This window comes from Bacillus sp. PK6-013, assembly GCF_054161445.1.
In genome coordinates, this window is the sequence record NZ_CP096417.1 from 2,185,386 (window position 1) to 2,203,848 (window position 18,463).

Genomic DNA, 18,463 nt, shown 5'->3' on the forward strand with positions numbered 1-18,463 from the left:
TCGCTGATGGTGCAGCAACCGGAAATACAAGATATCTATCCTTTATCTTTTATGCAGGAGGGCATGCTGTTTCACTCGCTGTTGGATCAGGAATCTAGAGCCTACTTTGAACAGGCATCATTTACGATAAACGGCTCGCTTGATACAGAACGGTTTCAAAAAAGTTTAGACGCGCTGATTGAACGCTATGATATTTTCCGCACTGCGTTTATACACAAAAATGTGGCAAAGCCGCGCCAAGTCGTGTTAAAAGAGCGGCAAAGCCGCCTTCAATTTGTTGATATTTCTCATCTGGACGAGGCGGCTAAAGAAACATTTGTCGATCAATTCGAACATGACGACAAGAAAAAAGGATTTGATCTGCAAACAGACCCTCTTATGAGAGTATCTATCTTAAAAAGGGCACACGAACAATATCATTGTATTTGGAGCCATCATCACATTTTAATGGATGGCTGGTGCTTTGGTATTGTGATGAAAGAATTTCTTGCGATTTACAAGGCTTTAGGAAAAGGGCAGCTTCCTGATTTTGAACCGGTTCAGCCGTTCAGCAAGTATATTAAATGGCTGATGCGACAGGATCGAAAAGAAGCTGAAGCTTTTTGGAAAACAAGGCTTATCGATGTCAAACAAACCGCATCACTGCCCAAAACATCATCATCCTCAAAAGGAAAGCTTGAGCAGATGGCATTTACCCTATCTAAAGAACAGACTGAAGGGCTGCGAAAATTGGCCTTGCAAGCAGGCGCGACGCTGAATACGGTTTTTCAGGCATTATGGGGAATCATTCTGCAAAAGATCAACCGCTGTGATGACGCAGTCTTCGGCTCCGTTATTTCCGGGAGGCCGTCTGATCTTGAGGACGTAGAAAAAATGGTCGGGCTTTTCATTAACACCATTCCCGTCCGGGTCAAAAGCGGGCCGGAGTCCTTTTTGACATTGGTCAGCCACTTGCAGCAGGAGTCACTGAAAGCGGAAGCGTACAGTTATTATCCTTTATATGATATTCAGGCGCAAAGCACGCTGAAACATGAGCTGTTTGACCATATTGTCGTATTTGAAAACATACCGGCCCAGCGCGAAATTGAAACTCTGAATCAAGCTGATGCATTCGATTTCACAGTCGATGATTTCGATATGGAGGAAGTTACCAACTATGGATGCAGCATTAAAATCATTCCGGGAAGCTCGCTTTATATTCGCATAAATTTTGATATCGGACTGTATGATCCAGCCATGATGAAAAAAATCGAACTGTATTTACGCCATATCATAGGCTCTGTCATCGCTGATCCCAATCAACAAATCGCACAAATTGCATTGCTTGGCGAAGAAACTGCCAAAAAGATGCTGTACGAATTCAATCAAACAGAGCCCGCTGCACCTTTGGCGCCGACGCTGCATAGCTTTTTCACCCGCCGTGCAGCTCTGTCGCCGAACATGCCGGCGCTTCGTTTTTCCGGCGGTATCTTAACGTACCGAGAGCTTGATCAGTATACCAATCAGCTCGCTGTCCGGTTGAAGAAAAAAGGCGTCGCCAAAGAAAGTGTGGTCGGCGTGCTCGCCGACCGTTCACCGGAGATGGTGATCGCGGTGCTGGCTGTTTTGAAAGCCGGCGGCGCTTACGTGCCGCTTGATCCAGACTATCCTGAAGAACGGCTCAGATACATGCTCGCCGACAGCGGCGCCAAGCTTCTCGTCACAGGGCCGGGTTTGTCCGTCTCCGGTTTTGCCGGTGAGACGCTTGAAGTCAACCTGTCATCGTTTCAAGCGGAGACAGCGGAGACCGAATCGGTTTGCGTTCATACAGATGGAGGCTCACTCGCCTATGTCATCTATACATCCGGTTCAACCGGGACACCGAAGGGCGTCGCGGTTGAGCACCGACAGGCTGCCGCCTTTTTGTCCGGGATGCAGCGCCAGTTCCCATTAACTGAAGATGATGTCATCGTGCTCAAGTCATCGTTTTCATTTGATGCTTCGATCTGGCAGTTGTTTTGGTGGATGATTCCCGGCGCCTCCATGTATTTGCTTCCGCAGGGCTGGGAGAAGGATCCCGCTTTAATGACAGAAGCCTTCACAAACGAAGGAGTGACAACGGCGCATTTTATCCCGGCGATGGCCAACAGCTTTTTAGACCAGGTGGAGATGGAAACAGAGGAGAAAAGGACAAGCCTTGCGAAAACCTTGAAACGCGTATTCGCCGGAGGTGAAGCGCTCGCTCCCCAGACAGCCGCCCGATTTGCCCGGTCTTTGCCGGAGACTGCGGTCATTCACGGCTACGGGCCGACAGAAGCTACGGTGGATGCCGCATTTTTTCGGTACGACCACGAAAAAGACAGGGAACGGATGCGGCTTCCGATCGGAAAACCTGTACCGGGAGCCCGTCTTTATATTTTAGACAGTGAGAAAGCTGTCCAGCCCATAGGGGTGGCCGGAGAACTGTATATCGCAGGCGCGGGTGTCGCAAGGGGCTATTTGAACCGTCCGGAGCTGACAGAAGAACGGTTTCTCGATGACCCGTTTTATCGAGGGGAACGCATGTATCAAACGGGCGATCTGGCGAGATGGCTCCCGGATGGAACCGTTGAATGGCTGGGCCGCATGGACGGCCAAGTGAAAATCCGCGGCTACCGAATCGAACCGGGAGAAGTCGAAGCGGCGCTTCGCCAGATCGACGGCGTGCGGGAAGCGGCGGTTGTCGCCCGGACAGAAGGGGAGGAAACCGAGCTTTGCGCCTATATTGAAGGTCAGGATCAACAGACCGCAAGGACAGAACTGGGCAAACGCCTGCCGGTCTATATGATGCCTTCAGCCTTCATCGAGATGGAAAAGTGGCCTGTCACACCGAGCGGAAAGCTTGACCGCAAGGCGCTGCCCGCTCCCGACGGAGCGGCTGAACGACGCGCTTACACCGCGCCGCAAACCATCACGGAAATGAAGCTCGCCAAGCTTTGGGAAGAGGTGCTGAAATACGGCCCTGCCGGCACTCGCGACCACTTTTTTGAACAAGGCGGCCACTCGCTGAAAGCGACAGCGCTCGTCTCCCGCATTGCCAAAGCGTTTGGCGTGCAAGTGCCGCTGAAGGAGATTTTTGCCAAGCCGACACTGGAAGAGCTCGCCGCCGTGATTCAGGAATTGGATGAAAGTCCGCATGCGGCGATTGAACCGGCAGATAAACAGGACACCTACCCGGTGTCCTCGGCGCAAAAGCGGATGTATGTCCTTCAGCAGCTGGAAGACGGCGGTGTCGGCTACAATATGCCGGCTGCGCTTAAGCTGACAGGACCGTTCGACCGCGCCCGGCTTGATGAAGTATTCAGGCAGCTGATCCGCCGCCACGAATCGCTCAGGACGTCGTTTGAAACCGGGGCAGACGGCGAGCCTGTCCAGCGCATCCATGATGATGTCCCGTTTCAGCTGATGGAGTTGGCCGCGGCTGAAGACTTTGTCCGTCCGTTTCGACTTCAAGAAGCGCCGCTTTTCCGCGCCGCTCTTGTGAAGGAAGCGGAGGAGAGCCACCTGTTGTTGGTGGACATGCATCACATCATTTCCGACGGGGTGTCTGTCGGCACCTTAATCCGCGAATTCAGCGAGCTGTACGCCAACCGGATGCTTGCCCCGCTGCGGATTCAATATAAAGACTACGCCGTCTGGCAACAGGCATTCAAACATGGGGAGGCGTACAACAGACAGGAAGCCTATTGGCTGAAGCAGCTCGACGGAGAGCTGCCGGTACTGGAGCTTCCGGCCGACAACGCCCGCCCGGCGGTGCGAAGCTTTGCCGGAGATCATGTGTCCTTTTCACTTGATGCGGACACTTCATCCGGCCTATACAAGATCGCCCGCGACAACGGATGCACCCTGTATATGGTTCTTCTCGCCGCGTACAGCACGCTTCTTGCCCGGCTCAGCGGACAGGAGGATATCATCATCGGTTCGCCGATCGCCGGAAGGCCGCACAAAGACTTAGAACCTGTCATCGGCATGTTTGTCAACACATTGGCGATCAGAACGCAGCCGGCAGAAAACAAATGTTTCAGCGATTTCTTAAAGGAGGTCCGCGAAACGGCGCTTGAGGCGTTCGAGCATCAGGATTATCCGTTTGAGGAGCTTGTCGACCGGCTTGATGTCGTCCGTGATATGAGCCGCAATCCGCTGTTTGACGTTATGTTCGCTCTGCAAAATATGGAGCGGGAATCACTGACTCTGCATAACTTGCATTTGACGACTATAGCTCATGACGCCCATAAAGTCTCTAAGTTTGATATGACTCTTTATGCAGCTGAAGAAGATCAAGAGACAATCCGTTTTGATGTTGAATTCAATACAGACATCTATCAAAAACAAACGATCAAGAAATGGCTTTCCTACTATATTCATATTCTCCATCATGTGATCGAACATCAGAACATTCATCTCGGAGATATCCATGTATTAGATGAACATGAGACAAGCTCATTCATTCACACATTTAATCAGACAAAACAAGACTACCCGAAACACGAAACGATCAGCCGTTTATTTGAATATCAAGCAGCCAAAACACCTCACGCCCCGGCCGTTATATATGACAGACAAACCTTGACTTACCGTGAACTAAACGAACGCGCCAACAGAATAGCCGCTGCGCTTCGAGCAAATGGCGTCGGTTCAGAAAGTGTTGTCGTACTATTAACAAGTCGCACCCCTGAACTTGCGGTCGGAATTCTAGGTATTTTAAAAGCCGGCGGAGCCTATCTTCCCGTCACTGAAGACATGCCGACAGAACGGCTGGAATGGATGTTGTCTGACAGCAATGCTGTGATGCTCCTCCAATCAGATCGATTAGAATCTCATATGGCAGGAAAACGGTTATTCATAGAAGACATCCAGCTTGAGGCCGGCATTTCAGCAAACAATCCCGAACAGCAGGGCGGTCCTGATTCTCTCGCTTATATCATGTATACATCCGGATCAACCGGCACGCCAAAAGGCGTAATGGTTGAACAGCGCGGCGTCGTCCGTCTCGTAAAAAACAGCGATATGGCATTTTCACCTGAAGACAGGATTTTATTGACAGCGTCATTGGGATTTGACGCGATGACATTTGAAGTATTCGGACCGCTATTAAACGGTGCTTGTTTATACATCAGTGACAAGGAAACTTATTTAGATTCCGATCGGCTCAAGACATTCATACAGCAGAACGGCATCACGACTTTATGGCTGACATCATCCTTATTTAATCAATTATCAGAACAAAATGAACGAACATTTTCCGACCTGTCCAGATTGATTCTCGGCGGAGAAGCCCTGTCGCCAAGCCATGTCAATCGCGTTCGCAACGCGGCGCCGGATCTCGCGCTATGGAATGGCTACGGCCCAACGGAAAACACAACATTCTCAACGTGCTTCCGGATTGAACACGAGTATAAGCATTCCATTCCGATCGGCCGCCCAATCGCTAATTCAACCGCTTATATTGTCAACAGCCGCGGGAGATTGCAGCCTATGGGTGTCATCGGAGAATTATGCGTTGGCGGGGACGGGCTAGCCAGAGGCTACTTCGGGAGACCTGAACTGACGAAAGAAAAATTTGTGCCAAATCCCTTCACACCTGGTGAACGAATGTACCGGACCGGTGATTTGGCCCGCTGGCTGAAGGATGGGTCGATTGAATATATCGGCCGGATGGATGATCAAGTAAAAATTCGCGGCTACAGGATTGAGCTGGGAGAAATTGAAGCAGCATTGCGGCAGATTGACGGTGTCAAAGAAGCCGCCGTCATCGTGCGAACCGGTCCCTCAGGACATAAAGAACTCCTTGCCTATATGAGTCTGCAAGCGGAAATGAATATCGAGAAAGTCAGATCCCTTCTTTCTCAGCAATTGCCCGGGTTTATGATCCCGGCGCATTTGGTTGAGCTTGCCGCCTTGCCTCTGACACAAAACGGAAAGCTCGACAGAAGAGCGCTGCCTGAGCCGGAGACCACAGCAATCAACACAGCATACGCCCCTCCGCGCAACCAGCTGGAGGAACGGCTTGCCGTGATCTGGCAAGAGGTGCTCGGCGTTGAAAAAGTCGGGATTGAGGATTCGTTTTTTGAACTGGGAGGCGATTCGATTAAAGCCCTCCAAGTATCTGCGCGCCTTGGACGGTTTGACTTGAAAATCACGGCAGGCGACTTATTCCGCCATCCAACTATTAAAGAAGCCGCGCCTCTCATCCGCAAGACTGAGAGAAATATAGATCAGCGGCCGATTGAAGGAGAAGTACCTTGGACGCCCGTTCAGCGCTGGTTCCTCGCACAGCATATCGAAAAGAGGCAGCATTTCAACCAATCTGTCATGCTTCATAGCTCAGAAGGATTTCAGGAACAGCCGCTTCGAACAGCTTTACAGCATCTTGTCATCCATCATGATGCCCTCCGCATGACAATCATCGATGACGGCGGCCAGCTGCAGCAATTTAACAGGGGAATTCATGGAGAACTTTACAGCCTGAACATAAGAGACCTTTCTAAAACGGCACAATGGGAGAAGCTGATTGAAGACGAAGTCGCTGATTTGCAGCGCAGTATCCATTTGCAAACAGGCCCACTGCTAAAAGCAGGCTTGTTCAACACAATGTCGGGAACTTATTTATTTCTCACCATTCATCATTTGGTCGTCGACGGGGTCTCATGGCGGATTTTGCTTGAGGATTTATCGGCAGCATACAGTCAGGCGGCCGCAGGACAACCGGTTCAGCTTCCGCGGAAAACGGACTCATACCAATATTTCGCAAACCGGCTTGCCGAATACGCAGAGAGCAGCAAGGTCATTCGCGAACAATCGTATTGGCGCACTGTTGAAAAAGAAAAAGCCGCTTTACTTTCTTGTGAAAAACCGCATAGCGCTGCGGACAACATTCGGAAAACGGAAAGCTTTACCCTTTCCGAAGAAGACACACACGTTTTAATCCACAAGGTTAACAACGCCTACAACACAGACACCCAGGATATTCTGCTGACGGCAGCATCATTAGCCCTGTGTGATTGGATGGGAGAGAGGAAACTGCGGATCGCGATGGAAGGACACGGGAGAGATCACCCCCTACCTGAATTGGATATCAGTCGGACAGTCGGCTGGTTTACCACAATATATCCTGTGTTGATTGATTTACATGCAGCCGAAGGCGAGTTGGGGCTGGCAGTGAAAACAGTCAAAGATACACTCGGCAGAATACCGGACAAAGGAATGGGATACGGCATTTTGAAATATTTAACAGCCTCTGAAAACAAAACAATCCAGTTCGGCAAAGCGCCTGAAATCGGTTTTAACTATTTAGGGCAATTCAATGATACAGAACGCCAACAAAAGTTCAGCTTTTCGGGGCTTGCAAGCGGGAAAGACATTACACCTACATGGCAGCGTGAGCAAACGCTGGAAATGAGCGCCATGGTAAGGCAAAATCAGCTGCATTTCAATTTGAGCTATCCGCCAAGCCGGTTCCATACAACAACAATGAAACAGCTGCTGCACATGGTGAAACATAATTTGCACCAAATCATCAAACATTGCGCACATAAACAAGAAACAGAGAAAACGGTCAGCGATTTTAGCAGCCAATCGTTAACAGCGGAAGATTTGGACAATATTGCGAGCTTTGTCGAGGAACTGTAGGAACAGGAGGCAGGGAAAAAATATGACAAAAAAACATGAGATTCAGGATATTTATCCGCTTTCTTATATGCAGGAAGGCATGCTATTTCACACCCTTCTTAACAAGGACACACAGGCATACGTCGAACAAGCCTCATTTTCAATGACAGGAAAGGTTGACACAGACATTTTTCAGAAAAGCATCACTGCTCTGTGCGCCCGGCACGATATTTTCAGAACGATTTTTATCAGTCAAAATGTATCCGTTCCGCAGCAGGTCGTCTTAAAAGAACGGACGATCACAATTGAAGAAAAAGATCTGACTCATTTGGACCGATCCGGCCAGCTCAGATTGATCGATGACGTCAAAAAAACAGACAGAGCCAAAGGATTTCATTTGCAAAAAGATGGATTGATGCGCGTCATTCTTTTTAAAACAGGGGAACGCGAATTTACATGCATATGGAGCTTCCATCACATCATTATGGACGGCTGGTGCCTCGGGATTGTTCTGAAGGAGTTTTTCCATATATACGCTTCCCTTTTGCACCAAACACCATTAAAGCTTGAGCCTGCTGTGCCTTATGGGAGCTATATTCAATGGCTGATGGAGCAGGACAAAGAAGCCGCCGCCCGGTACTGGGAGGGTTATCTTGAAGGATATGACCAACAGAGCCGGCTGCCGCAGCAAAAAAAAGCGGGCGCCAAAAGCAGACAAAAAGAAGTCACCTTTTCCCTTTCTAAAACAGTTACGGATAAGCTGAAAGAGCTGGCCGCAAAGGAAGAGGTCACGCTGAGCACCATTTTTCACACACTTTGGGGAATGTTGCTGCAAGCTTATAACCAGACGGATGATGCGGTTTTCGGTTCGGTTATTTCCGGCAGGCCGGCTGAAATTGCAGGGATAGAGCGGATGATCGGCCTTTTCATTAACACGGTACCGGTGCGTGTTACCGGTACAAAAGTGCCTTTTGTGAAACTGATTAAACAAGTGCAAAAAGATGCGCTGAATGGGCAGCCGTACAGCTACCACCCGCTCTATGAGATACAGGCGGAATCCGCCGTCAAACAAGGCTTAATCGACCATATTCTTGTTTTTGAAAATTATCCTGTTGAAAAAGAAATCGCACTGCTGAACAGTGGACAAGATGCAGAGGATCTGTTTCGGATTCATGATTTCAACATGGAAGACGAGACCAACTACAGCTTTTATCTCATGGTAGCACCAGGTGAAAACATTCATCTCAAAATGAGATTTGATTCCGGCATTCATGAACGTTCTTTCATCGAAAGCGTCAAAGGCCATTTGCAGCATATCATCGCACAAGTGCTGGAAAATCCGAATTTGACCCCGGAGGAATTGGCGATCACAACACAGCAGGAACAAAAAGACCTGCTCAGCACGTTGAAAATAGAGACTAAACAGCGTGAATATGAAACGATCCAGTCGATGTTCGAACGTCAGGCGGCACAATCCCCTGATGAAAAAGCAATTCACTATGAAGGGCAGTCGATCACTTATAAAGAGCTGAATGAAATGGCCAACAAACTTGCACGCCTTCTCCGAAAACGGGGTGTCAAACGCCAGGAGCCGGTCGCGATCATGGTCGAACGTTCTCCCGCATTAGCGGCGGGAGTACTCGGCATTTTAAAAGCGGGCGCGGCATTTGTTCCGATTGACCTGAGCCATCCTGCCGAACGCATTCGCTATTGCATAGAAAACAGCGGCTGTCAGCACATAGTATCACAGCATCATGTGGCGGCTTTAGCAAAGTCAGCCGCAACAAAACGATCTGTGACATTCATAGAAGAAGCAGATGCGGAAAGCGACGGAAGCAATGTCGAGACGGTAAACACTGCGGAAGATTTGCTTTACATCATGTATACATCTGGAACAACGGGGAAGCCGAAGGGTGTTTTATTTGAACATCGAAATATGGCCAATTTGCTTCATGACCAATTTGAAAACTCACGTATTGATTTCAAAACAAATGTGCTCCAGTATGCATCTTGTGCGTTTGACGTCTGCTATCAAGAATTGTTTACAACTTTGCTTAGCGGCGGCACGCTTTGCATCACGCCTGAATCAATCAAACGCGACCCAGCTCAGTTGTTTTTGTTGATCAATACACAGCGAACAGAAGTCGTCTTTTTCCCGACGGCTTTTGTGAAGATGCTTTTTAATGAGGAACACTATGCGAACCACTTTCCAAACTGTGTGAAGCATGTCATCACTGCAGGGGAGCAATTGACGGTCTCGCATATTTTTAAGGCATTGCTCAAGCGGCGCGGCATACACTTGCATAATCATTACGGCCCGGCGGAAACCCATGTCGTCTCGACATGCACCATTCATCCTGAGGGCGACATCCCGGATTCTCCGCCGATCGGAAAACCGATCAGCCATAACGCCATGTATATCCTTGACAAATACAAACGACTTCAGCCCTGCGGTGTAGCAGGAGAGCTTTATATATCAGGCGCGAGCGTCGGGAGAGGATATGTCAATAATCCAATCTTGACAAAACAGAAATTTTTGCCCGATCCATTCAGAGCGGGAGCCGTCATGTATCGAACAGGAGATATAGCAAGGCTTCGTGCAGACGGACAAATGGACTATATCGGCCGGACGGATGATCAAGTGAAAATCAGGGGCTACCGGGTCGAACCTAAGGAAATAGAGGTGACATTGGCAAATCATCCTGCTGTTAAGGAAGCGGTTGTCCTGGTTCAAAAAGACAGTGAAGGGGAACATGAATTGTGCGCATACTACAGCACACGGAAACCGATCGACCCTTCTGCATTGCGTCATGATTTGGCCGACGCCATCCCTGACTACATGATGCCAGTAAAATGGACTGCTGTGCCAGCGATTCCGCTTACCGTAAATGGAAAAGTCGACAAAAGCGCCCTCCCAGAATCGACATCATCCGCATCGCATCAGTCATACGCCGCACCTCGCAATTTGAACGAGCTCAGGCTTTCACAGCTTTGGGAAGGTCTACTGAAAAGGGGGCCGGTCGGCATCCGCGACAACTTTTTTGAACTGGGCGGCCATTCTTTAAAAGCAACATCGCTCATCTCTCGCATCGCCAAAGAATGGAACGTTCAGATTCCGTTAAGTGATGTCTTTGCCCATCCGACCGTAGAAGGATTGGCAGCAGTCATCAGTGAAGCGGAAGAAAACCCGTTTGCTTCGATTCAGCAAATAGAGAAGAAGGAGACATATCCGGTTTCTTCCGCACAAAAACGGATGTATGTTCTGCACCAGCTTGATGGCGGAGGAGTCAGCTACAACATTCCGGCCGTTTTGGAGCTGACAGGCGAGCTCGATCAACAGAGAGTGGAAGCTGTATTTCGCGAACTGATCCGCCGGCATGAACCCCTTAGGACATCATTCGAAGCAGGAGACGACGGCGAGCCGGTGCAGCGGATTCATGAAAAGGTGCCGTTTGCTTTTTCAAACGACTCTTCATCTGAATCATTTATCCGGCCGTTTGATCTTGGAAAGGCTCCGCTTTTCAGGGCGGGCTTAGCGACCATTGAAAAAGGACGATATCTGCTTTTAGTGGACATGCACCATATTATTTCAGACGGTGTCTCCATCCAATTGCTCATGCAGGAATTCAGCGAGCTGTATAAAAGACTTGAACTGGCTCCGTTGCGCATTCAATACAAAGACTATGCAGCATGGCAAGAAACATTCAAAACAAGCGACATATACAAACGGCAAGAATCGTATTGGCTCAAACAACTGGCCGGTGAGCTGCCAGTGCTCGAATTGCCGACGGACAAACCGCGGCCCCCGGCAAAAAGCTTTGCAGGTGACCGGGTTACGTTCGAGATCAGTCAGGAGCTTACATCACGTTTACAACAGCTCGCAGGAGAAAACAGATGCACACTGTATATGACGCTTCTTGGCATATACACCGTTTTATTATCACGGCTAAGCGGGCAGGAAGAGATCATTGTCGGTTCGCCGATCGCGGGCAGACCGCATGCTGACCTTGAATCCGTGCTCGGAATGTTTGTGAACACAATGGCTTTTCGAACACGTCCGGTGAGCGGAATATCTTTCAAACAATATTTACAGGACATTCGAGAAACAGCGCTAGAAGCCTATGAACACCAGGACTATCCGTTAGAGGAGCTGGTTGACCGCCTCGGCGTTCAGCGGGAGATGAGCCGAAATCCGCTCTTTGATACAACGTTTGCACTGCAAAATATGGAGCGGCAACAATTGTCGATGGAGGGGCTTGAGCTTCGGCAAAAAGATATCAGCCACCCGATTTCTAAATTCGACCTGTCACTGTACATGGCCGAAAGCGGCGGACAAATATATTGTCAGTTTGAATACAGTACAGATTTGTTTGAACGGAAAACGATTCAAAAATGGGCCGATTTTTTTAAAACGTTGGCTAAAAACGCTGCACAGCATCCGGAGCTGGAACTGGACCATTTGTCAATCCTTTCGAAAAAGGAAGAAAGCGCGCTTCTGCAAAACTTCAGTCCGATGCAAAAAATCGATTTCCCACTGGATCAGCCGCTTCACCATCAGCTCGAGCAGCAGGCAGAAAAGACGCCTGATCGTCCGGCCGTTTTGGCGGATGGCGTCTCCATCTCCTACAGAGAACTGAATGAACGGGCCAATCAAATTGCATGGAAGCTAATTGGCCTCGGTATTCAACAGGAAGATGTGATTGCCGTGATGGGGAGACGTTCACCAGATATGCTGATTGGAATTTATGGCATTTTAAAAGCGGGAGCTGCTTACGTGCCGATCGACCCTGACTATCCTGAAGAACGAATCCGTTTTTTAATGAAGGACAGCGGCGCAAAGACCTTGCTTGCAGAATCTAATCCATCGATGTTTGAGGGAACCATTTTGCCGCTAGATGGCGGGCGCGGGAATCACGGAGAAGCGGCAGTCAATCCGAATCTCCCGGTACCGCCCGATGCCTTGGCCTATATCATCTATACATCCGGCTCAACGGGACGCCCAAAAGGCGTCATGGTGGAACACAGGTCCGCGGTCAATTTTTTATACTCACTGCAAACCCGCTACTCACTTAACGACTCGGACATCATTCTGCATAAAACGTCTTACTCGTTTGATGCTTCAATATGGGAGCTGTTCTGGTGGCCATTCGCCGGGGCTTCTGTTTATCTGCTTCCTCAAGGAGGGGAAAAAGATCCTGAAATCATCTTAAAAGCGCTGGAGGAAAAGGAAGTTACAGCCGCTCATTTTGTCCCTTCTATGCTTCACTCATTCTTGGAATATATGAATCATAGAAAAAAACCGGCCGACATCAGACATTTAAAAAGAGTCTTTGCAGGCGGTGAGCAGCTGGGGGCGCACCTCGTCTCCCGTTTTCATGAGCTTCTGCCGGGGGTGGAATTGACAAATTCCTACGGACCGACGGAAGCGACGGTAGAAGCGGCATACTTTGATGTCCCTAAAAGGAAAACACTTGACCATGTCCCGATCGGCCGATCAGGACACAATATGAGACTCTATATTTTAAATAAAAAACGGCAGCTTCTGCCGTTCGGCTGTCGAGGGGAACTGTATATCGCAGGCGCGGGCGTCGCAAGGGGCTATTTGAACCGTCCGGAGCTGACAGAAGAACGGTTTCTCGATGACCCCTTTTATTCAGGGGAACGCATGTATCAAACGGGTGATCTGGCGAGATGGCTTCCGGACGGCACCGTTGAATGGTTGGGCCGCATGGACGGTCAAGTGAAAATCCGCGGCTACCGGATCGAACCGGGGGAAGTCGAAGCGGCGCTTCGCCAGATCGACGGCGTGCGGGAAGCGGCGGTTATCGCCCGGACAGAAGGGGAGGAAACCGAGCTTTGCGCCTATATTGAAGGTCAGGACCAACAGACTGTAAGGACAGAGCTGGGCAAACGCCTGCCGGCCTACATGATGCCTTCATCCTTCATCGAGATGAAAGAGTGGCCTGTCACTCCGAGCGGAAAGCTTGACCGCAAGGCGCTGCCCGCTCCCGACGGAGCGGCTGAACGACGCGCTTACACCGCGCCGCAAACCATCACGGAAATGAAGCTCGCCAAGCTTTGGGAAGAGGTGCTGAAATACGGCCCTGCCGGCATTCGCGACCACTTTTTCGAACAAGGCGGCCACTCGCTGAAAGCGACAGCGCTCGTCTCCCGCATCGCCAAAGCGTTTGGCGTGCAGGTGCCGCTGAAGGAGATTTTCGCCAAGCCGACACTGGAAGAGCTCGCAGCCGTGATTCAGGAATTGGATGAAAGCCCGCATGCGGCGATTGAACCGGCGGACAAACAGGACACCTATCCGGTGTCCTCGGCGCAAAAGCGGATGTATGTCCTTCAGCAGCTGGAAGACGGCGGTGTCGGCTACAATATGCCGGCGGCGCTTAAGCTGACAGGACCGCTCGACCGCGCCCGGCTTGATGAAGTATTCAGGCAGCTGATCCGCCGCCACGAATCGCTCAGGACGTCGTTTGAAACCGGGGCAGACGGCGAGCCTGTTCAACGCATTCATGATGATGTCCCGTTTCAGCTGATGGAATTGGTCGCGGCTGAAGACTTTGTCCGTCCGTTCCGGCTTCAAGAAGCGCCGCTTTTCCGCGCCGCTCTTGTGAAGGAGGCGGAGGAGAGCCACCTGTTGTTGGTGGACATGCATCACATCATTTCCGACGGGGTGTCTGTCGGCACCTTAATCAGCGAATTCAGCGAGCTGTACGCCAACCGGACGCTTCACCCGCTGCGGATTCAATATAAAGACTACGCTGTCTGGCAACAGGCATTCAAACAAGGAGAGGCGTACAACAGACAGGAAGCCTATTGGCTGAAGCAGCTCGACGGAGAGCTGCCGGTGCTGGAGCTTCCGGCCGACAACGCCCGCCCGGCGGTGCGAAGCTTTGCCGGAGATCATGTGTCCTTTTCACTTGATGCGGACACTTCATCCGGCCTATACAAGATCGCCCGCGACAACGGATGCACCCTGTATATGGTTCTTCTCGCCGCGTACAGCACGCTTCTTGCCCGGCTCAGCGGACAGGAGGATATCATCATCGGTTCGCCGATCGCCGGAAGGCCGCACAAAGACTTAGAACCTGTCATCGGCATGTTTGTCAACACATTGGCGATCAGAACGCAGCCGGCCGAAAACAAATGTTTCAGCGATTTCTTAAGAGAGGTCCGCGAAACGGCACTTGAGGCATTTGAACATCAGGATTATCCGTTTGAGGAGCTTGTCGACCGGCTTGATGTCGTCCGTGATATGAGCCGCAATCCGTTGTTTGACGCTATGCTTGTCGTACAAAATATGGATCGTCAAGAGCTTTTCCTGGATGGACTGCATATTCAGCCTGCCGATATGCCTCAAACTGGGGCGAAGTTTGATCTGACGCTGCAAGTTTCAGAAGGGGATGAACGCATACACTTTCGGTTTGAATATGCATCATCTTTATTTAAACAAGATACGATCGAACGCTGGGCATCACATTTCACGACAATGCTTCAGCACATTGTCCACGCGCCGCAGACAGCGTTGCCTGCCATCAGCATGCTGACAGCTAAAGAACAACAGCTGCTGAGGACAAACTTTAACAGGATGCCGGAACAACACGGCCCTAACATAACCGTTCACGAATTATTCGCCCGCCAGGCGGCAAAATCGCCGGGTGCAACTGCACTCATCACTCGGGAAGGGGTGCTCACTTATCAAGAATTAGACGAATGGTCCAACAAAATAGCGAGAACATTGCAAAATCAAGGGATTGGTCCGGATCTACCTGTAGGTATTATGATTCCTAAATCAACAGGCTTGATCGCAGCCGTTCTCGGAACCTGGAAAGCAGGGGGCGCCTATGTCCCAATTGATCTTGGATATCCGGACGAGCGCAAACAATATGTATTAGCCGACAGCGGAGCTAAACTGCTAATCACCGATAAAAAAGCAATTCATCAAGTACCTGATGGTTTTAAAGGCGAAGTGCTTCTGATTGAAGATGTACAGGAACAGGACACCTCACCTATTCTAACTGCTTCCGGGCCTGATCATTTGGCTTATATCATTTATACATCAGGTACGACGGGCAATCCAAAAGGCGTCATGGTGGAACACAGAGGAGTCGCTTATACAGTTCAGTGGCGCAGTGCTTTTTATGAATTTCATGATCATGATATCGCGCTTCAGCTTTCCTCATTTTCTTTTGACGCATTTGTCACAAGTATGTTTGCGCCGCTTATATCAGGAGTGCAGACCGTTATCCCGGCTGAGGAAGAAGCGAAAGACATTCTCGCTATTAAACAATATCTAGCCGATTACGGCATTACGCATATGAATCTCGTTCCGATTCTATACCGGACACTGCTTGACGTATTGCAGCCGGAAGATGTACAAACACTGCGACTTGTCACATTAGGAGGCGAAGCGATTGAACCGAATTTGCTGGAGCGCAGTTTCTCGCTCAGCCCTGACATAGAGATTTCCAATGAATACGGGCCGACAGAGAGCAGCATCACGGCCACTGCGGCCAGAAGATTGAAACGAGAAGAAAACATCACGATCGGCCGGCCGATCGGCTATACAAATGTTTATATTTTAAAAGGAGATCACTTGCAGCCTATCGGTGTCACCGGAGAACTTTGCATTACAGGACCGGGGCTTGCAAGAGGATATATCAATCTCCCTGAGCAAACGGCAAAAGCTTTCGTTCAAGATCCGTTCCATCCAGATCAGCGCATGTATCGGACGGGGGATTTGGCGAAATGGCTGCCGGACGGCACACTGCAGTATGTCGGCAGGATGGATGAACAAGTCAAAATCAGAGGCTACCGAATCGAGATAAAAGAAGTGGAAGCGGCACTCTCCGGCCTTGCCGTAGTAAAAGAAGCGGCAGTGGTGGATTCTGTTACCGCAGCAGGTCATAAGGAACTGTGCGCTTATATCGTTGTTGAAGACGGCGCAGATTGCGGCATGGTGCGCAAAGCTTTGGCCAAAAAAGTGCCGTCTTACATGGTACCGGCGTTTTTCCAAACGCTTGATGCATTGCCTACCATGCCAAACGGGAAGCTGAATAAGCCCGCACTGGCAAAGATCCCGCACAAGGGAGAGACTAGGCAAACATTTACGGCTCCGGCCACTGATATTGAAAAAGAATTGGCTGCCATCTGGCGCGGGGTGCTCGGTGTGGACAAGATCGGAATTGATGAATCATTTTTTGAGCTTGGCGGAGATTCCATTAAGGCATTGCAAGTCTCCGCGAGATTGCATCAATCAGGAAAGCAATTGGCCGTAAAAGATATCTTCAGCCATCCGACAATCCAAGAATTGGCGCCATATGTCCGTTTATCACAACAACCGATCAGCCAAGCATCTGTAGAAGGCGAGATGACATGGTCACCGGTGCAAAAATGGTTCCTGTCTCAAGATATAAAAGAAGCCCACCATTTTAATCAGTCGGTTATGCTGCATCGGTCAAATCCGTTAGATGAAGATGCATTGAGGAAAACGCTAAAAGCGATAACCGTCCATCACGATGCACTCAGGCTCATATGCGCCAAAGATGAACAAGGGAACTTGCGCCTGTACAATCGTCCAGCGAACATCGGAGAGGACCAGCTTTACAACTTGCGAATCTTCAATCTGGCCGGCGAACCAAAAGATCATGAACACATTATCAAACACCAAGTTCGTGAGCTGCAAAAAGCAATGGACTTGGAAAACGGGCCGCTGGTGCAAGTCGGGCTTTTCCGCTCAAGCGAAGGAGATGACTTGTTTCTTGCTATCCATCACTTGGCCGTCGACGGCATATCATGGCGGATTATCCTGGAAGACTTGGCATCGGGCTATGAGCAGGCGATTCGCGGAGATGACATAGCACTCCCGCCAAAAACCGCATCATTCCAGACATATACCGAGCAATTAGCCAAGTATGCAGAAAGCCGGCGGTTATTACAGCAAGCAGACTATTGGCGCGCCATCGAACAACATGAAACAGTTGCACTGCCAAAAGATCAGACACATATCGACAAAACCGCTTTGAAAAAACGTAACACCGTATCATTTACTTTAGCTCAACAAGAAACAGACGCGATTCTAAAAGATGTGCACAATGCTTACAATACGGATACCCAAGACTTGCTATTGGCGTCAGCGGTACTCGCTATATGGAAATGGGTGCCGCAAAAGGCGCTAAAAATCGCGCTTGAAGGGCATGGCCGTCAATCTGAGGCGGCATATCACGATATCAGCCGAACCGTAGGGTGGTTTACTTCCATATATCCAGTATTGCTTCAACTTGAACCCAATACATGGGATGACCATCATGAAGAATATATGATCCGCGCATTAAAAATAACTAAAGACACGTTAAGGCGGATACCTGATAAAGGATTTGGATACGGTGTTCTCAAATATATGACACCGCCTGAAAAAGCAAAGATCAAATTCGGCAAAGCACCTGATATCACCTTTAACTATTTAGGACAATTTGAAATCGGAAACCGTGCGCAAACCGAAACAGAACAGCTTGATGCATTTACATTTTCTCCTTTGGGGGGCGGCGAAGATATCACCGGCACTTGGAAGCGTGAACAGTCGCTGGATATCAGCGCACTCGTAGCCGAAGGCAAACTGACCGTTAACATGACATATGAAACAGGGCGTTTTCAAAAGGAAACCATTGAGCGGCTTTCCCAAGATTGTCAGTACTATCTCAGAAAGCTGATGAACCATTGCCTCGGCAAAACTGAAACAGAAAAGACCGTCAGCGACTTTGATGATCGCGAGCTGACCGAGGAAGCTTTTAAAAATATAACCGACTTACTCGGATTTCATTAAACG

2 protein-coding genes are annotated in these 18,463 nt (G+C 49.6%); both read left to right on the forward strand.

The genetic code is table 11. The features are described from left to right. Positions 1-6 precede the first annotated feature (6 nt). Positions 7-7,647: a non-ribosomal peptide synthetase gene (locus tag M1E03_RS11040; protein ID WP_026579609.1), complete on the forward strand. Its 7,641-nt coding sequence runs from the start codon at positions 7-9 to the stop codon at positions 7,645-7,647. A gap of 22 nt (positions 7,648-7,669) precedes the next feature. Continuing rightward, positions 7,670-18,460: an amino acid adenylation domain-containing protein gene (locus M1E03_RS11045; RefSeq protein WP_458110441.1), complete on the forward strand. Its 10,791-nt coding sequence runs from the start codon at positions 7,670-7,672 to the stop codon at positions 18,458-18,460. Positions 18,461-18,463: the final 3 nt, after the last annotated feature.